We start from the raw sequence: 17,353 nt of genomic DNA on the forward strand, positions 1-17,353 counted from the left end.
CGGTAGCCGCCGCCCCTCGCAAAGAGGGGGTTGCGCATCGTCCCGGTCGGGCGCAAACTGGTTTGCGAGACAAACCGGACACCGTGCCCGCGCCGACGCGGGATGCGACCGACTCAGGGGGACCAGATGCACGACGACGAGACAGGCGCGGCGCTCGCGCCGCACGACGCGCTCGCGATCATCGCCGGCCAACGTGCCGCCGCCGCCCGCACGCACCCGTCCGCGGCCCTGCTGTTCGGCGTCTGGGGGACCGTCTGGGTGCTGGGCTACGGGTTGCTGTGGCTCACGGCGCTCGACGACGACGCCCCGGCCGGCTGGGCAGCGGTCGTCGCCGCCGTCGCCACGGTCCTCGCGATGCTCGCCACCGCGTGGCACATGGTCGCCCGCACGCACGGGATCCGCGGCCGCAGCGCGGTGCAGGGCGCGATGTACGGCTGGGCGTGGTTCGTGGGGTTCGTTGCGCAGGGCGTGACCGTCTCCGCGCTCGCCCACGCCGGCGCGTCCTCGGTCGTCATCAGCCTCGCGGCCAACGCGATGGCGACCATGGTCGTCGGCCTGCTCTACCTGGCCGGCGGCGTGCTCTGGGAGGCGTACGCGATGTACGCCCTGGGGGCCTGGGTCCTGCTGACCGGTGCGTTCGGCGCGTTCGCCGGCATCCCCGGCTCGTACGCGGTGCTCGCCTTCGCGGGCGGCGGCGGCATGCTCGCCGCCGCGCTCGTGCTGCGGCTGCGCGAAGGGCGCCGCAGTGCCTGACGACGAGCTCGACCCCGTGATCCACGCCCAGGCCCGGCTGCGGGTGGTCGCCACGCTCGCCGCGCTCGGCGAGGGCGACCGGATCGCGTTCCCGCGCCTGCGCCGCCTGCTCGACATGACGGCCGGCAACCTCTCCACCCATCTGCGACGCCTCGAGGAGGCGGACTACGTGACCATCACCAAGACCTACGAGGGCCGGTCCCCCGCGACGTACGTCGCGCTGACGACCACCGGCCGGCTCGCGTTCGATCGTTACTCCCGCCGGCTGCGCGACCTGCTGGGGAGCGCCCGATGACCGCCTCCGGCACGAGTCGCGGTGCGCCCGTCGTCGAGGTGGAGCACGTCACCCGGCGATTCGGGAACGTCGTCGCGCTCGACGACGTGTCGCTGAGCGTCCCCGAGGGCGAGCTCCTCGGCCTGCTCGGGCCGAACGGTGCGGGCAAGACGACGCTGCTCAGCCTGGTCAGCGGGTTGCGCAAGCCCGACGCCGGGACGGTCCGCCTGTTCGGCGGCGACCCGCGCGCCGCAGCCTCGCGCCTGGCCCTCGGCACCACGCCGCAGGAGACCGGCCTGCCGCCCACGCTGCGCGTGAGCGAGGTCGTCGCGCTCGTCGCGGGCCACTACCCGGACCCCATGTCGACCGACGAGCTGCTCACCAGGTTCGGGATCACCGAGCTCGCCCGGCGGCAGACCGGCGGCCTCTCGGGCGGCCAGAAGCGGCGGCTCGCGGTCGCGCTCGCGCTCGTCGGACGTCCGCGCCTGGTGCTCCTCGACGAGCCGACGACCGGCCTCGACGTCGAGGCGCGCCACGTGCTCTGGCAGGCCCTGCGCGACTACCACGCCGACGGCGCGACGGTCGTGCTGACCAGCCACTACCTCGAGGAGATCGAGGCGCTGGCCCGCCGCGTCGTGGTCGTCGGGCACGGCCGGGTGCTCGCCGACGGCGGGATCGACGACGTGCTCTCGCTCGTCGCGCGCCGCCGCGTCCTGCTCACCGTGCCGCCCGCCGCGCGGCTCGCGGTCGAGGCGCTGCCCGACGTCGAGGTCGTCGAGGCGCAACCGGTGGGGAGCCGGGCGTCGGGTGAGCTGGCGTCCTCCCGGGTCGACGCGCACGCCGACGACGTCCGCCTCACGCTGCTGGCTGCCGACGCCGACGCGGTGGTGCGTGGGCTCGTCGGCGCGGCGATCCCCTTCCGGGGCCTGGAGGTGCGGGGCGCGTCCCTCGAGGAGGCGTTCCTCGCGCTCACCTCCGACGGCCCGCACGACGAGCGCCCGCACGAGGAGCGCCCGCACGAGGAGCGCCCTCAGGACGGGCGCGCGCCGCACGGGCACCCGCAGCACGGCACGGACGACGAGCGGGCGGCGCGGCTCGCGCCCGCGCACGAGGGGGAGCGATGAGCAGCACGACGACCACGACGGGCCGCCCGACGACGGCTCCGCGCCCGGCGCGCACCCAGCCGTTCTGGCGGCTCGCGGTGCTGCACGCGCGCCTCGGGTTCCTCGAGACGATCCGCATCCCCATCGCGGTGATCGGCAACCTGCTGTTCCCCGCGCTCGCGCTGCTGTTCTTCGTCGTGCCGCAGAGCGAGGTGGCCGGTGACCCCGTCTCGGCGACCGCGGCCGTCGCGCAGCTCGGGACGTTCGCGGTGATGTCCACGTGCCTGTTCTCGTTCGGCGCGGGGATCGCCGAGGAGCGCGCGCTGCCGTTCGACCCGTACCTGCGGACGCTGCCGGCCGGGCCGGGCCCGCGGCTGACCGGGCGCGTGCTCAACGGGCTGATCTGGGCGTACTTCGCGCTCGTGCCCGTGGTGCTCGTCGGCTGGCTGCTCACCGCGGCGTCGCTCGACTGGCTGCAGGCGCTGCAGTCCGTGCTGCTCGTCGTCGGGGTGGCCGTGCCCTTCCTGCTCCTGGGGCTCGCGATCGGGTACCGGATGTCGGCCAAGGCGGCGATCGCCGTCGTGCAGGCGGTGCTGTTCCCGCTGGCGTTCGCCGGCGGTCTGTTCCTGCCGCCCGAGGCGTTCCCGCACTGGCTCGACGTGTTCTCGAAGGCGCTGCCGTCGCGCGCGGTGCGCGACCTCGTCGTGCAGGTCACCGCGGGCGTCGACGCCTACCCGCTCGCGCTGCCCGTGCTGCTCGCGTGGACCGTGCTGTTCGCGGTGCTCGCGCTGCTCGCCTACCGCTCCGACGAGGGCCGTCGCTTCCGCTGAGGAGGCGGTGGGAACAGCAGGCGGCGGACGGCCAGGCGTGCGGCGAGCAGGACCAGGATGAGCGCCGTGACCAGGAAGAACCCGCCGAGCTGGACGGCGTCGCCGAACACCCACGCGAACAGCTCGAGCACGACGATCTTCGACCCGGGCAGCAGCACCGCGAGCGTGAGGGCGCCGAGCACCCGGCCCGCGGTGGTCGGCGCGGTGGCGAAGCGCCGCCGCGCGCGGCCCTTGAGGACGAGGACCACCTCGAGGACCAGCTTGAGCAGCAGCGCGGCCAGCAGTGAGAGCGCGAAGGTCTCGGCGATCACCGCGGGCGCGTACTGAGCGGCGAGGTTGAGGACGACGACGTAGACGAACACGTCGACCACGTGCTCGGGCGCGATCCTGGCCGTGCGGGCGTGCAGGGGCGGGGTCTGCGCGGGCAGGGTCGGCCCGGCCTGGTGCTCGGGGGGAACGGCCCGGTCGTCCACGTCGCACCTCCGCGCCGGTGCCCGGGACGCTGCGCCACGGCCCCGCGACCTCGGCAGCGTATCGGCGCAGCCGGGTCGCGGGGCGTGCGGTCAGCGGAACGCGCGCAGGCGCAGGGAGTTCGTCACGACCAGCACCGACGAGAACGCCATCGCGGCGCCGGCGATCATCGGGTTGAGCAGGCCGAGCGCGGCCAGCGGGATCGCGGCGACGTTGTAGGCGAACGCCCAGAACAGGTTCTGCTGGATGACGCGCAACGTGCGGCGCGACAGCCGGATCGCCTGCGCCGCGGAGCGCAGGTCGCCGCGGACCAGGGTCACGTCGGCGGCCTCGATCGCGACGTCGGTGCCCGTGCCCATCGCGAGCCCGAGGTCCGCGGTGGCCAGGGCCGCGGCGTCGTTGACGCCGTCGCCGACCATCGCCACCTGCCGGCCCTCGGACTGCAGGCGGCGGACCGCCTCGACCTTGTCCTCGGGCAGCACCTGCGCGATCACCTCGTCGATGCCGACCTCGCGTGCCACCGCGTGCGCCGCGCCCGGGTTGTCGCCCGTGAGCAGCACGGGACGCAGGCCGAGCGCGCGCAGGTCGTCGACCGCCTCGCGGGACGAGTCCTTGAGCGGGTCGCGCACGACGAGGGTCGCGCGTGCGCGGCCGTCCCACGCGACCATCACCGCGGTCGCGCCGTCCCGCTCGGCCGCCTCGAAGCCCGTGGCGAGTGCGGCGGTGTCCACGCCCTGCTCGGCGAGCCAGGTGGGCCGTCCGACGAGCACGCGGCGGCCGAGCCCGAGCCCGGAGTGCGCCGTGCGGACCACGCCGACGACGCCGCGTCCGGCGACCGCCGAGAAGTCGTACACCTCGTCCGACCCGATCTGTACACCGTCCTCACCGACGCCCGCGGCACCCCGCGGACCCGCCGCGGCGAGCTCGTCCCACGCCGCGACGACCGCCGCGCCGATCGGGTGCTCGGCCTGCCGCTCGACCGCCGCGGCGAACCGCAGCGCCTCGCGCTGCTGGTCGTCCGCCGTCGTGCCGGCCCCGGTGGTGCTGCCCTCGGCGGTGACCTCGGTGGAAGCGGGCACCAGCACGTCGGTGAGCGCCATGCGGCCCTGCGTGATGGTGCCGGTCTTGTCGAGCACGACCGTGTCGACCCGGCGCGTGCGCTCGAGGATCTCCGGGCCCTTGATGAGGATCCCGAGCTGCGCGCCGCGCCCGGTGCCCACGAGCAGCGCGGTCGGCGTCGCGAGCCCCAGGGCGCACGGGCAGGCGATGATCAGCACCGCGACCGCGGCCGTGAACGCCGACTGCGCGCCGCCGCCGGTCGCGAGCCACACCACGAGCGTGCCGAGCGCGAGCACCAGGACCACCGGCACGAACACCGCCGAGATCCGGTCCGCGAGCCGCTGCACGGGCGCCTTGCCCGTCTGCGCCTGCGCGACGAGCCGGCCGATCTGCGCGAGCCGCGTGTCCGCCCCGACGCGGGTCGCCCGCACGACGAGCGCGCCCGAGGAGTTCACCGTCGCGCCCGTGACCTCGTCCCCGGGACCCACCTCGACCGGTACGGGTTCGCCCGTGAGCAAGGAGGTGTCCAGCGCCGAGCTGCCCGAGACGACCACGCCGTCGGTCGCGACCTTCTCGCCGGGTCGCACCGCGAACTCGTCGCCCACGTGCAGCCGGTCGATCGGCACGTTCTGCTCGGTGCGCCGCCCGTCCGGGCCGGTCACGACGAGCGCGACCTCCTTGGCGCCCAGGTCGAGCAGGGCGCGCAGCGCGTCGCCCGCCCGCCGGCGCGAGCGGTGCTCGGCGTACCGGCCGGCCAGCAGGAACGTCGTCACCACCGCGGCGACCTCGAAGTACAGCTCGGGCACGGCCATGTGCCCCTCGGCGGCGCGCGGCCACAGCGTGGGGGTCATGGTCATGCCCAGCTCACCCGCGCCCCCGAGGAGCAGGGCCCACAGCGACCAGCTGGTCGCGGCGATGATCCCGATGCTCACGAGCGTGTCCATCGTGGAGGCGCCGTGCCGTGCGGCGCGCGCCGCGGCGCGGTGGAACGGCCACGCGGCCCACGTCGCCACGGGCAGTGCGAGCACGCCGACGACCCACTGCCAGCCCCGGAACTGCAGGGCGGGGATCATCGAGAGCAGGAGCACGGGCACGGTCAGGACCGCGGCCACGACGAGCCTGCGGCGCAGGTCGGCGCCGCGCGCGTCGGTCGGCGCGGACGTGTCCTCGTCGGGGTCCATCTCATGACCCGGCGCCATCGAGTGACCGGACAGCGCGTGCTCGAGGCCGCCGTCACCCATCGCGTGCTCGACCCCGTGCTCCGCCCCGGTCGGCACGTCGGCCGGCGCGTGGCCGGCGTGGGCGTGCGCGGCGGGCTTCGCCGGCGCCGACACGTGCGGCAGAGGGGAGGTGACGCGGGCGTCGTAGCCGGCGGCGCGGACGGCGGCGACGAGGTCGTCGTGCGTCACGGACGGGTCGGTGCCGACGACGTGCGCGGACTCGAGCGGGAGGTTCACGGACGCGGTCACGCCGGGCAGGCGCTGCAGCCGCCTCTCGACGCGTGCCACGCACGACGCGCACGTCATGCCCTCGACCGCGAGGTCGACCACGAGTCGTTCGTCGGTGCTCATGACGGTTTCCTTCCGGTGGTGACGGCGTTCGTGCGGGGCTGCTAGAGCAGCGAGCGGCGCGGGGTCACGGCGTAGCCGGCCTCGTCGACGGCGGCCGCGACGGCCTCGTCGGACAGCGGCTCGTCGGACGTGACGGTGACCTGCGAGGACCCGCCCACGGCGAGGTCGATCGCGACGCCCGTGACGCCGGGCAGGGCCTCGAGCTCGGTGGTGACGTGCTGGACGCAGTGCCCGCAGGTCATGCCGTCGACGCCGAAGGTGGTGGTCTGGCTCATGGTGTCTCTCCCGTTCTGTGGGGGTGCTGGTGCTGCTGCGTTCTGGTGCGCGGTTGGTCGGTCAGCTGCGCACGAGGCGGGCGATCGCGTCGGACGCCTCGCGGACCTTGGCGGCGCCCTCCTCGGGGTCACGACGAGCCGCGTCGACGACGCAGTGCCCGAGGTGGTCCTCGACCAGGCCGATGCTCACGGCCTGCAACGCCTTGGTGACGGCGGCGATCTGCGTGAGGACGTCGATGCAGTAGACGTCCTCGTCCACCATGCGCGCGATCCCGCGCACCTGGCCCTCGATGCGCCGCAGTCGCTTGAGGTAGTCATCCTTCGAGCTGTCGTAGCCGTGCACGCGTTCCTCCTCGGTCTGCCCGCTCCAACCAACATACCCCCACGGGGTATTCCCGGCAGCCCCACTACCCCCAGCCGGGCCGCGAGACAGCGGTTGCTCCGGCCATTCCCGCTCATCCCCGGAGCGGCCGCTGGGTCGTCGTCCGTCTGGCCGCGAGCCAGCGATTGCTCCGGCCGTTCCCGCTGATACCCGGAGTGCCCGCTGGGTCGTCGGGGGCGTGTGGGTGCGTGGGGATGTGAGACGGATGACCGAAATGTGGACGGGGCGTAGACGGGCGTGCGGCAGGGGTCCAGTATTCCGATCGTTCTGATCGGGTAACTCGGGATAAGCCGAGCCCCGAGCGTCGACCAGGGAGCACACCCACCATGAAGTCCACCCTCAGCGGGCCCCGCGCCCGGACGTCCTCTCGCCTGGCCGCGGTGCTCGTCGCCGCGTCGCTCCTGGCGGTGGCGGGGTGTGGCTCGTCCGACGACACCGACACCCAGGCCGGGGCCACCGGCGGTGCGGCGGGCGGCGAGACGTCGATCGACCTCGTCGGCTTCGCGGTCATCCAGGCCGCGTACGACGACCTCGCGCAGGAGTTCGCCGCGACCGACGCAGGCAAGGGCGTCACGGTCAAGGGTTCGTTCGGCGCCTCGGGGGCGCAGAGCCGCGCGGTCATCGCCGGCCAGGACGCCGACCTCGTCGCGCTCTCGCTCACGCCCGACGTCGACAACATCGCCAAGGAGGGCCTGATCGACGAGGCCTGGAGCAGCGGTGAGGACAAGGGCATCGTGTCCGACTCGGTCGTCGTGCTCGCCGTCCGCAAGGGCAACCCGAAAGGCATCCACGGCTGGGCGGACATCGTGAAGCCGGGCATCGGCATCGTCACGGCCGACCCGGGCACGTCGGGCGCGGCCAAGTGGAACCTGCTCGGCGCGTACTCGCAGGCGCTGGGCGAGAACGACGACACGGCCGCCGCGGAGGCGTACCTCAAGCAGTTCATCGGCAACGTCGTGAGCTGGAACGACTCGGGCCGCACGGCCACCGACGCGTTCGTCAAGGGCACGGGCGACGTCCTGATCTCGTACGAGAACGAGGCGATCGCCGCGCGCGCCGCTGGCGTCGAGCTCGACTACGTGGTCCCGGACACGACGTTCCTCATCGAGAACCCCGCGGCCGTCACGACGACCGCCCCGCAGGCCGCCAAGGACTTCCTCGCCTTCATCCAGTCCGACGAGGGTCAGCAGGTGCTCACCGCGCACGGCTTCCGCTCGGTGAGCGGCCTGGCGCCCGCGCAGGACGTCGAGGGCGCGAACGACCCCGCGAACCCGTTCCCGGACGTCGACATCATCACGGTCGAGGACCTGGGTGGCTGGAGCACGGTGAACGACGATCTGTTCGACAAGGAGAACGGCCTCGTCACGAAGCTGCGCGGCTGACGTGTCGCTCGTCGCACAGGTCGACCGGGCGACGCCCTCCGCCTTCGCGCGGGGCCGTCGCCCGGGCGAGCTCACGGGCGGTGCGAGCCTCGGGCTGGGCATCGGGGTGCTGTGGCTGAGCCTGCTGGTGCTGCTGCCGATCGCCGTGATCGTCTCGACCGCCTTCGAGGACGGCCTCGCGGGCTTCTGGGACGCCGTCACGGACGCCGAGGCGCTGTCCGCGATCCGGTTCACGGTGGGGGCGGCCCTGCTGGTCACCGCCGTCAACGCGGTCGTCGGCACGCTCATCGCGTGGGTGCTGGTGCGCGACCAGTTCCCCGGCAAGCGCGTCCTCGAGGTGGTCATCGACATCCCGTTCGCACTCCCGACGATCGTCGCGGGGCTCGTGCTCATCACGCTGTACGGGCCGAGCGGGCCGTTCGGGATCAACCTCGTCGGGACGCGTGCGGGCGTGGTGCTCGCGCTGCTGTTCGTCACGCTGCCGTTCGTCGTGCGCTCGGTGCAGCCCGTGCTCATCGACGCGGACCGCGAGGTCGAGCAGGCCGCCGCGTCGCTCGGCGCGTCCGGGTTCACGACCTTCCGGCGCGTGATCCTGCCGACCGTCACGCCCGCGGTGCTCTCGGGGGCCGCGCTGAGCTTTGCGCGGGCGCTGGGCGAGTTCGGGTCGGTCATCCTCATCTCGGCCAACCTCATCGGCCAGACGCAGGTGTCGTCGTCCTACATCCTCAAGATGATCGAGTCGCAGGAGCCGGTCGCCGCGGCGGCGGTCGCGACCCTGCTGCTCGCGGTCGCCGTCGTCGTGCTCGTCGTGCTCGACGTGGTCCAGCGCCGGACGGCCCGCCGTGGTTGACCTGGAGGAGCGCCCCGTCGCCCGCGGGCCGCGCCGAGTCGCTCACCCACCCCACCGCGTGGACGCGCGGGTCCGACGAGCGCGTCGCCGCACCACGCGCACCGCGTGGGTCCTGCGGCTGGTGGCGATCGGGTACGTGCTCGGGCTCGTGGCGCTGCCCGTGGTGTCGGTCGTGCAGCACACCTTCGCCGACGGCCTCGCACCCGTCTGGGACGTGCTGACGTCCGACGACTTCCTCGCGGCGCTGCGGCTCACCGCGGTCGTCGCGGGCATCGCGACCGTGCTCAACACGGTGTTCGGCGTCGGCATGGGCGTGCTGCTCGTGCGCTACCGGTTCTGGGGACGGCGCTTCGTCTCGGCTGTGATCGACCTCCCGGTCTCGATCTCGCCGATCGTCGTCGGCGTCGCGCTGATCCTCGTCTACGGGACGTACGGCTGGTTCGGCGGGGCCCTCGAGGACGCGGGTGTGCGCGTCATCTTCTCCGTGCCGGGCATGGTGCTCGCGACCGTGCTCGTCTCGTTGCCCCTCGTGCTGCGCGAGGTCGTGCCGACGCTCGAGGAGGCCGGCGTCGAGCAGGAGCAGGCCGCGCAGTCGCTCGGTGCGAGCGCCTGGCAGCGGTTCTGGCGCGTCACGCTCCCGACGATCCGGTGGGCGCTGGCGTACGGCGTCGCGCTGAGCCTGGCGCGCTCGCTGGGCGAGTTCGGCGCGGTCCGGGTGGTCTCCGGCTCGGTCGCCGGCGAGTCCCAGACCCTCACGTTGTACGTCAACGACTCGTACCAGGAGCTCGGCGCGGACGCGCAGCGGCAGGCGTTCGCCGCCGCGTTCGTGCTCATGGCGATCGCCGTCGCGCTGATCGTCGTCATCGCCGCGCTGCGGCCCAAGGAGGAGCGCTCGTGAACGACCACGCCACGCCGCAGTCCAGCCCCGAGGCCCGGTCCGGGATCGTCGTGCGCGGCGTGCACCGGTCGTTCGGCGACTTCGTCGCGCTCGAGGACATCGACCTCGAGGTGAAGCCCGGCGGCCTGACCGCGCTGCTCGGCCCCTCGGGCGGCGGCAAGTCGACGCTCCTGCGGATCATCGCGGGCTTGGACTACCCCGACAGCGGGACGGTCGAGATCGGGGGCCGGGACGCGACGTTCCTGCCGCCGCAGCGCCGCTCGGTCGGGTTCGTGTTCCAGCACTACGCCGCGTTCAAGCACCTGACCACGGCGCGCAACGTCGCGTTCGGGCTCGAGATCCGCAAGCGCCCGAAGGCCGAGGTCCGCGACCGGGTGCGCGAGCTTCTCGAGCTCGTGCACCTCGAGCAGTTCGCCGACCGGCTCCCGTCTCAGCTCTCGGGCGGGCAGCGCCAGCGCATGGCACTGGCGCGCGCGCTCGCGGTCCAGCCCGAGGTGCTGCTGCTCGACGAGCCGTTCGGTGCGCTCGACGCGAAGGTCCGCAAGGAGCTGCGGGACTGGCTGCGTCGCCTGCACGACGAGGTGCACGTCACGACGTTGTTCGTCACGCACGACCAGGAGGAGGCGCTCGAGGTGGCCGACGAGATCGTCGTCATCTCGCAGGGGCGCATCGAGCAGGTGGGCTCGCCTGCTCAGCTGTACGACCACCCGGCCAACGAGTTCGTCATGTCCTTCCTGGGCCCGGTCACGCGGCTCGGCGGGGTGCTGGTCCGGCCGCACGACATCGAGGTGCTGACCGACGAGCGTGCGGGTGCGGTGCAGGTCGAGGTGACCAAGCTGCTGCGCGTGGGACACGAGGTGCGCGTCGAGACGCGCGCGCAGGACGGGTCGACGCCGTGGGTGCAGCTCACGCGCGCGCAGGTCGCCGAGCTCGGCCTGGTCGCGGGTGGCACGGTGTGGCTGCGCCCGCTCGTCGCGACGCCGTTCCCGGCGGACTCGTCGCGCACGCCCGAGCCCGTGCCCGCCTGAGGCGCGCGCGTGCACATCTCCGCCAAGGTCGACTACGCGGTGCGCGCGTTGCTGCTGCTGGCCGAGCGCGCGCCCGCGCTCGTCACCGCCGAGGTGCTGAGCGCCGAGCAGGACCTGCCGCGTGAGTACGCCGAGCAGATCCTCACCGAGCTGCGCAAGCTCGGGTACGTGGTCTCGAAGCGCGGCGCGCGTGGGGGCTTCCAGCTCGCGCGGCCGGCCGCCGAGGTGCTCGTCGGGCCGGTGCTCTCGTCGCTCGAGGGGCCGTTCGTCACCGTGCGCGCCACGCTCCCGGACACGCTCGCGTACCGGGGCGTCGCACGACACCTGCCGATGCTGTGGGGTGCGCTCGACAACACGTTGCACGGCGTCCTGGACCGCGTCACCCTGGCTGATCTGCTCACGGGCGAGCTCCCGACGGCGCCCGACCCCGCGTCCGCTCCGGCTATGGAGGCCGGAAGCCTGAGCGACCGCGGGCTCGTCGGGGGTTAGGGCGGGGGAATCGCCGGGTGGGACCTCGGGTACCGGGTGCGCGCGGCGTGACCGGCACAATGAGCGCATGCGGGTCTCGGCGAAGGCGGACTATGCGGTGCGGGCGTGCGCCGAGCTGGCGACGAGCCCGCAGGGACAGCCGGTCGCGGTCGAGACGCTCGCGGTCGGGCAGGGCCTGCCGACGAGCTTCCTCGAGCGCATCCTCGGCGACCTGCGGCGCGGCGGCGTGGTCGTGAGCGTGCGCGGCCGGTCCGGTGGCTACAAGCTCGCGCGGCCGGCGACCGAGATCACCCTCGCGGACGTCATGCGCGCGGCCGAGGGCCCGCTGGTCACGGTGCGTGACGAGCGGCCGCCGTCGCTGTCGTACGACGGCTCGGCCGCCGCGCTGCTCGACGTGTGGGTCGCGCTGCGCGTCAGCGTGCGCGACGTGCTCGACGAGGTGACGCTCGCGGCGCTCGTCTCGGGCGACCTGCCGGCCACGGTGCGCACCATGCTGCAGCGCGCCGACGCGTGGGAGAACCCCTGATCGACGGGCTCGTCGGCCGCTCGTGCGAGCCGGTGCCGCGCACCCGCGACTGACGGGTCCGCGCCCGGCTCGTCTTGCATCCTGGGACCGGGGTTGAATATCGAGTTGCCGGGTCGGGATTATCGGGTTGGCGGCGAGAACCGCCCAGACCCGAAGGAATCCCACCATGCCGCAGCTCGTGCTCCTGGCCGTCGTCGGCCTCGCCGCGCAGCTCGTCGACGGCGCGCTCGGCATGGCGTACGGCGTCACGTCCACGACGCTGCTGCTCGCGATCGGGACCAACCCCGCGGCGGCGTCCGCGACCGTGCACCTCGCCGAGATCGGGACCACGCTCGCGTCGGGCCTCTCGCACTGGCGGTTCGGGAACGTGGACTGGAAGGTCGTGCGGCGCGTGGGCGTGCCCGGCGCGATCGGCGCGTTCCTCGGCGCGACCGTGCTCTCGCGCCTCGCGAGCGACGCGGCCGGCCCCGTGATGTCCGGCATCCTGCTCGCGCTCGGCACGTACATCCTCATCCGGTTCACGTTCAAGGGGCTGCGCAAGGACCGGCTCGGCCAGCCCGTGCGCAAGCGGTTCCTCACGCCGCTCGGCCTGGTCGCGGGGTTCGTCGACGCGACGGGCGGCGGCGGCTGGGGCCCGGTCGGGACGCCCGCACTGCTCGCGTCGGGCCGCATGGAGCCGCGCAAGGTGATCGGCTCGATCGACACCTCGGAGTTCCTCGTCGCGATCGCCGCGTCGCTGGGGTTCCTGCTCTCGCTGGGCTCGCAGGGCATCGACGCCGCGTGGGTCGTGGCGCTGCTCATCGGGGGCCTGATCGCCGCGCCCATCGCCGCGTGGCTCGTGCGGCTCATCCCGCCGCGCATCCTCGGCTCGGCCGTGGGCGGCGTGATCGTCCTGACGAACACGCGCACGATCATCCGTTCCGACTGGGTGGGCCTGGCCGGCACCCCCGCGCAGGCATGGATCCTCGGCACCCTCGCGGTCGTGTGGGTCGGGGCCGTCGTCCTGTCGGTGCGCGCGTACGGCCGCGACAAGGTCGCCGACGAGCTCGCGGCCCTCACCGAGGCGACGGTCGTCGACGAGGCCACCGCCCGCGACCACGCCGCAGCGCCCGACGAGGCTGGGGCCGCTACCGCGTCCCGTGAGTCCGGCGCCGTCGCGACGCACTGACGGAAGCGCGTCGTGACTCAACCGTGACCTTCGGGGTGCCGATGCACCACGGGTGAGCACCACGCAGGTCGCGTTCCGGTACGCCGGCCGGTCCGGGCTGCGCGTCGAGCGCGGCGAGGTCCGGCTCGGGCTCGCGACGACCGAGCGGCGCACCTTCGTCGACGGCCGTGCCGAGCGGGCCGACGTGCTCGGCACCGGTCTGCTCGTCGTCGCGCGGGTCGCGGCCTCGCGCTACGACACGTCCGACGGCGTCTCCCCCGAGCTCGCCGACCCGTTCGTCACGACCGGCGAGGGCGTGGTCCGGTTCGAGAGCCTGTCCGGGTGCTGCGCCGTGGGCGCGCGTCTCGACCTGCTGCCCAGCGGCCTCGACCTGACGGACCACGCGCCGGGGACGACGAACGTCGAGCTCGGCCAGCGCGTGCGTGAGCTGCTCGGCGGCCCGCTGCCGCGCGACCCGATGCGACTGGTCGTCCACGCGGCGGGCCTGGGCACGCCGACGCCGGAGTCCCGCGTGCACGAGCGCCGGGTCGTGCTGCCCGCACGGTGGGTGCGCTCGCTCGCCGAGCTCCCGTCGATCGCGTCGGTGATGACCGTGCGGGCCGAGCTCAGCGCCCGGCAGGCGCGGTCGTTCGTGCGCTCGTTGCCGCAGGGCTCGGCGGCGCCGGTGTGGGTGCGGCCCGCGCGCGACGGCCTGCGCGTGGTCCCGTCCGCCGGTCCGGGCGCGGTGCCGCTCGGGGTGCCCGGCGCGCTGCGCGAGCTCGAGCCACTGCTCCGGCATGCGCACGGCCTGCGATTGTGGGCGCACGACGCCACGGGCGTCTCGTGGTGGGAGCTCGAGCTGCCGCACGCGCGGCTGGGCCTGGCGCTCGGCATGGACGTCGCGAGCCGGCAGGGGCACGACGTGGCGCGGGACCTGCGCGTGGGCCGGGCGGCCGACGCCGCCGCGGGGCTGCTCGGCTACGACCTGAGCGCGGCGCGGTGGTTCGACCGTCGCCTTCCGGTGGGCCGGGACCTGCTCGACCTCCCGGAGCCCGACCGGGCCGCGCACGCCTGACGCGAGACGTGGCGCGGCCGGCGCCGTGCCCCGAGGGCGTGCGGCGCCGGCCGCGGACGGTCGGGCTCAGTCAGGCTCAGGAGGCGGCAGAGGCCTCGATCGCGGGCTGCTGCGCGCGGTCGCCGTGCTGGACGTCGATCTTGCGCGGCTTGGCCTCCTCGGCCACGGGGATCGAGAGCGTCAGCACGCCGTCGGTGTAGGTCGCCTCGATCTGGTCGAGCGCGAGGCCGGCGCCGAGCGTGAGCTGGCGCGCGTACGTCCCGACGGGGCGCTCCTTGGTCAGCCACTGAACGCCGTCCTCGGTGCGCGCGGTGCGCTGCGCGCGGATCGTCAGCGCGCGGTCCTCGACCGAGACGTCGATGGTGCCCGGGTCGGCACCCGGCAGGTCGAGGTGCAGGACGTAGTGGTCGCCCGCGCGGTACAGATCCATGGGCATCGTGGTCGACGCGCGGTCTGCCGTGAACACCTGACCGAACAAGCGGTCGAGCTCCTGGAAGGGGTCGAATCGCGTAGCCATGAACCCTCACCTCCCTCTCGGTGAGCCCGGACCCTCCGGGCTCGGGGCTGCCCGGGGACCGCGGTCCCCCGGGACGGCTACGCCTCCATTGTTAGCACTCTCGGTGGGAGAGTGCCAAGTCCGTGAGCGAGCTTCTTCGCGGCGACGTGAGGGTGTGGTCGGCGACCACCGCTGGACGCGGCGCGCGCCCCCGGCTCGCCCGCACAAGGCGTGCCCCAGGACCGTCACCGGTCGCTCTCGCTCCCGGACGCGACCGCGTCGCGGTGGTTGCCGGGAGCATACGAAGCCGCGTGGGCGCGCGCATCCGGAGCGCGCCTCCGGACGGCGTGGGTCAGTCGCGCGTGGCCGTCGCCGCGGCGTGCGCGGCGGCCGGCAGGGCGTCCTCGATGCGGCCGAGCGCCTCGTCGTCGTGCGCGGCCGAGACGAACCACGCCTCGAACGCGGACGGCGGGGCGGAGACCCCAGCGTCGAGCAGCGCGTGGAAGAACGGCGCGTACCGCCAGTGCTCGGACGCCTGGACCGCGGCGTAGTCGCGCACGCCGGCCTGCGCGGCCTGCGCGCCGAACGCGATCGAGAACAGCGAGCCGGCCCACTGCAGCGCGTGCGGGACGCCCGCGTTCGCGAGCGCCTTGGTCACCGCGTCCCGCAGCCGGCCCGCGGCCTCGTCGACCGTCGCGTACACCGCGGCGTCCGCGAGGCGCAGCGTGGCCAGGCCCGCGGCGGTGGCGACGGGGTTCCCCGACAAGGTCCCGGCCTGGTACACGGGCCCGACCGGCGCGAGCTGCGCCATGAGGTCGCGTCGCCCGCCGACAGCGGCGACCGGCAGGCCGCCGCCGATGACCTTGCCGAACGTCAGCAGGTCGGGCGCCCACCCCTCGCGCAGCCCCTCGAGCCCCCACCAGCCGGAGAACCCGACGCGGAAGCCCGTGAGCACCTCGTCCTGGATGAGCAGGGCGCCGTGCTCGTGCGTGATCGCCCGCAGCTCGGCGTTGAACCCCGGCGCGGGCGGGACGACGCCCATGTTCGCGGGAGCGGCCTCGGTGATGATCGCGGCGATCCGGTCGCCGTGCGTCGCGAACGCCGCGCGGACCGCCTCGACGTCGTTGTACGGCAGCACGATCGTCTCGGCCGCGACGGCCGCCGACACGCCCGCGGAGCCCGGCAGCGCGAGCGTCGCCAGGCCCGAGCCGGCCTCGGCCAGGAGCGCGTCGACGTGCCCGTGGTAGCAGCCGGCGAACTTCACGACGAGGTCGCGCCCGGTCGCGGCACGCGCGAGGCGCAGCGCGGTCATGGTCGCCTCGGTGCCCGTGGAGACCAGGCGCACGGACTCGGCGGCGGGCACGCGGTAGCGGACGGCGTCGACGAGCTCGACCTCGGTCGTCGTCGGCGCCCCGAAGCTCAGACCGCGCGCGGCGGCCTCCTGCACGGCGGCGACGACCTCGGGGTGCGCGTGACCCAGCAGCGCAGGCCCCCACGACCCGACGAGGTCGACGTACTGGCGACCCTCGACGTCGGTGACGTAGGCGCCGCTCGCCGAGGCGATGAACGGGGGTGTCCCGCCGACCGAGCCGTACGCACGCACGGGCGAGTTGACCCCGCCCGGGATCACGGCCTGGGCATGCGCGAACACCTCGGCGTTCGTCGGGCTCATCGGTACTCCTCCGCCAGCCACCCGGCCAGCTCCGTCGCGTGGTACGTCAGTACGTGATCGGCACCCGCGCGACGGATGCTGAGCACGGACTCACGTATCGCCCGTTCGCGCTCGATCCACCCCGCCGCTGCGGCGGCTTCGATCATGGCGTACTCGCCGGACACCGCATAGGCCGCAACCGGGACAGAACTGGTCGCGGCCACGTCGGCGAGCACGTCCAGGTACGCCATCGCGGGCTTCACCATGACGACGTCGGCGCCCTCGGCGATGTCGATCGCGACCTCGCGGGCCGCCTCGCGGCGGTTCGCGGGGTCCATCTGGTACGTCCGGCGGTCGCCCACGAGCTGTGACTCGACCGCGTCGCGGAAGGGGCCGTAGAACGCCGAGGCGTACTTGGCGGCGTACGCCAGCACGGCGACCTCGTCGTACCCGGCGGCGTCCAGCGCGTCCCGCACGGCCGCGACCTGGCCGTCCATCATCCCGGAGAGCCCGACGAGGTGGGCTCCCGCTGCGGCCTGCGCGAGCGCCATCTCGGCGTACCGCGCGAGCGTCGCGTCGTTGTCGACGCGGCCGTCGGGCGTCAGCACGCCGCAGTGGCCGTGGTCGGTGAACTCGTCGAGGCACAGGTCCGCCTGCACGACGAGCGCGTCGCCGGCCTCCTGGGCCGCGACCGTCAGCGCGCGGTTGAGGATGCCCTCGGGCGCCGTGGCCCGCGAACCGATCGCGTCCCGCACCTGCGGGACCGCGAACACCATGACGCCACCCAGACGAGCGGCCGCCGCCTGGGCGACGGCACCGCGCAGCGAGTCGAGCGTGTGCTGCACGACGCCGGGCATCGACGCGATCGCGCGCGGCTCGTCGAGCCCTTCGCGCACGAACACGGGCAGGACGAGCTGGCGCGGGTGGACGTCGACCTCACGCACGAGGCGACGGACCGCGGGGGTCGCGCGCAGGCGGCGTGGCCGGACGCGGCCGGGGGTCGGCACGCCGATCGGGTCGGTGCTCACGTGGTCTCCTGTCCGTTCCGTCCATCTTCCCCGACGGTCTGAGGTCCGACGAGCGAGTCTCGCGC

General features: G+C 74.2%; 19 protein-coding genes. 12 read left to right on the forward strand and 7 right to left on the reverse strand.

The window, feature by feature from the left end; genetic code table 11:
* The first annotated feature begins 126 nt into the window (after window positions 1-126).
* Genes CWIS_RS06475 through CWIS_RS06490 form a run of 4 tightly spaced genes read left to right on the forward strand, consistent with a single transcriptional unit; the run spans window position 127 to window position 2,960 of the window.
* Complete coding sequence (locus tag CWIS_RS06475) at window positions 127-753, forward strand: hypothetical protein (protein WP_048342442.1); 627 nt, start codon at window positions 127-129, stop codon at window positions 751-753.
* Window positions 746-1,048, forward strand: a complete 303-nt coding sequence (locus CWIS_RS06480; protein WP_048342443.1) for a transcriptional regulator — start codon at window positions 746-748, stop codon at window positions 1,046-1,048. The genes CWIS_RS06475 and CWIS_RS06480 overlap by 8 nt, the downstream gene beginning before the upstream one ends.
* The gene (locus CWIS_RS06485; protein ID WP_082156273.1) at window positions 1,045-2,151 is read left to right on the forward strand and encodes an ABC transporter ATP-binding protein; all 1,107 of its coding nucleotides are present in this window, start codon (window positions 1,045-1,047) and stop codon (window positions 2,149-2,151) included. The genes CWIS_RS06480 and CWIS_RS06485 overlap by 4 nt, the downstream gene beginning before the upstream one ends.
* Window positions 2,148-2,960, forward strand: coding sequence for an ABC transporter permease (locus CWIS_RS06490; protein WP_048342444.1), 813 nt, complete (start codon window positions 2,148-2,150; stop codon window positions 2,958-2,960). Before CWIS_RS06485 ends, CWIS_RS06490 begins: the two co-directional genes overlap by 4 nt.
* Here CWIS_RS06490 and CWIS_RS06495 read toward each other — a convergent pair.
* From CWIS_RS06495 to CWIS_RS06510, 4 genes are all read right to left on the reverse strand, one after another.
* Window positions 2,927-3,433: a hypothetical protein gene (locus CWIS_RS06495; protein ID WP_231583695.1), complete on the reverse strand. Its 507-nt coding sequence runs from the start codon at window positions 3,431-3,433 to the stop codon at window positions 2,927-2,929. The genes CWIS_RS06490 and CWIS_RS06495 overlap by 34 nt on opposite strands.
* 90 nt (window positions 3,434-3,523) lie before the next feature.
* Entirely contained in the window at window positions 3,524-6,061 is a 2,538-nt protein-coding gene (locus CWIS_RS06500) for a cation-translocating P-type ATPase (protein WP_048342445.1), read from the reverse strand.
* Between the two features lie 41 nt (window positions 6,062-6,102).
* Window positions 6,103-6,336, reverse strand: a complete 234-nt coding sequence (locus CWIS_RS06505; protein WP_048342446.1) for a heavy-metal-associated domain-containing protein — start codon at window positions 6,334-6,336, stop codon at window positions 6,103-6,105.
* A 61-nt stretch (window positions 6,337-6,397) separates the two neighbouring features.
* Entirely contained in the window at window positions 6,398-6,679 is a 282-nt protein-coding gene (locus CWIS_RS06510; RefSeq protein WP_048342447.1) for a metal-sensitive transcriptional regulator, read from the reverse strand.
* Between the two features lie 365 nt (window positions 6,680-7,044).
* Here CWIS_RS06510 and CWIS_RS06515 point away from each other — a divergent pair, with 365 nt between their 5' ends.
* The 8 genes from CWIS_RS06515 to CWIS_RS17515 all read left to right on the forward strand — a co-directional run bounded on the left by CWIS_RS06515 (window position 7,045) and on the right by CWIS_RS17515 (window position 14,113).
* Window positions 7,045-8,100 (forward strand): sulfate ABC transporter substrate-binding protein, encoded by a 1,056-nt coding sequence (locus CWIS_RS06515; protein WP_048342448.1) that lies wholly within the window; start codon window positions 7,045-7,047, stop codon window positions 8,098-8,100.
* 1 nt (window position 8,101) lies between these two features.
* On the forward strand, window positions 8,102-8,950 hold the full coding sequence (gene cysT, locus CWIS_RS06520) for a sulfate ABC transporter permease subunit CysT (protein ID WP_048342449.1): 849 nt from the start codon (window positions 8,102-8,104) through the stop codon (window positions 8,948-8,950).
* A gap of 58 nt (window positions 8,951-9,008) precedes the next feature.
* A complete protein-coding gene (locus tag CWIS_RS06525; protein ID WP_048342450.1) occupies window positions 9,009-9,848 on the forward strand; it encodes a sulfate ABC transporter permease in 840 nt (279 codons plus the stop codon).
* A complete protein-coding gene (locus CWIS_RS06530) occupies window positions 9,845-10,876 on the forward strand; it encodes a sulfate/molybdate ABC transporter ATP-binding protein (RefSeq protein WP_082156274.1) in 1,032 nt (343 codons plus the stop codon). Before CWIS_RS06525 ends, CWIS_RS06530 begins: the two co-directional genes overlap by 4 nt.
* Before the next feature lie 9 nt (window positions 10,877-10,885).
* Window positions 10,886-11,365 carry an Rrf2 family transcriptional regulator gene (locus CWIS_RS06535; RefSeq protein ID WP_048342451.1) on the forward strand — a complete coding sequence of 160 codons (480 nt, stop codon included), beginning with the start codon at window positions 10,886-10,888 and terminating at the stop codon, window positions 11,363-11,365.
* A 67-nt stretch (window positions 11,366-11,432) separates the two neighbouring features.
* On the forward strand, window positions 11,433-11,891 hold the full coding sequence (locus CWIS_RS06540) for an Rrf2 family transcriptional regulator (protein WP_048342452.1): 459 nt from the start codon (window positions 11,433-11,435) through the stop codon (window positions 11,889-11,891).
* Window positions 11,892-12,057: 166 nt separating this feature from the next.
* On the forward strand, window positions 12,058-13,059 hold the full coding sequence (locus CWIS_RS06545) for a sulfite exporter TauE/SafE family protein (protein WP_048342453.1): 1,002 nt from the start codon (window positions 12,058-12,060) through the stop codon (window positions 13,057-13,059).
* Window positions 13,060-13,111: 52 nt separating this feature from the next.
* Window positions 13,112-14,113, forward strand: coding sequence for a hypothetical protein (locus tag CWIS_RS17515; RefSeq protein WP_053071587.1), 1,002 nt, complete (start codon window positions 13,112-13,114; stop codon window positions 14,111-14,113).
* A gap of 76 nt (window positions 14,114-14,189) precedes the next feature.
* Here CWIS_RS17515 and CWIS_RS06555 read toward each other — a convergent pair whose 3' ends face one another.
* The 3 genes from CWIS_RS06555 to hemB all read right to left on the reverse strand — a co-directional run bounded on the left by CWIS_RS06555 (window position 14,190) and on the right by hemB (window position 17,288).
* Window positions 14,190-14,630 (reverse strand): Hsp20/alpha crystallin family protein, encoded by a 441-nt coding sequence (locus tag CWIS_RS06555; RefSeq protein ID WP_048342454.1) that lies wholly within the window; start codon window positions 14,628-14,630, stop codon window positions 14,190-14,192.
* Window positions 14,631-14,961: 331 nt separating this feature from the next.
* Window positions 14,962-16,281: a glutamate-1-semialdehyde 2,1-aminomutase gene (gene hemL / locus CWIS_RS06560; protein ID WP_048342455.1), complete on the reverse strand. Its 1,320-nt coding sequence runs from the start codon at window positions 16,279-16,281 to the stop codon at window positions 14,962-14,964.
* Window positions 16,278-17,288 carry a porphobilinogen synthase gene (gene hemB, locus CWIS_RS06565; protein ID WP_197080775.1) on the reverse strand — a complete coding sequence of 337 codons (1,011 nt, stop codon included), beginning with the start codon at window positions 17,286-17,288 and terminating at the stop codon, window positions 16,278-16,280. The genes hemL and hemB overlap by 4 nt, the downstream gene beginning before the upstream one ends.
* Window positions 17,289-17,353 lie beyond the last annotated feature (65 nt).

This window comes from Cellulomonas sp. A375-1, from assembly GCF_001040865.1.
GTDB lineage: Bacteria > Actinomycetota > Actinomycetes > Actinomycetales > Cellulomonadaceae > Cellulomonas > Cellulomonas gelida.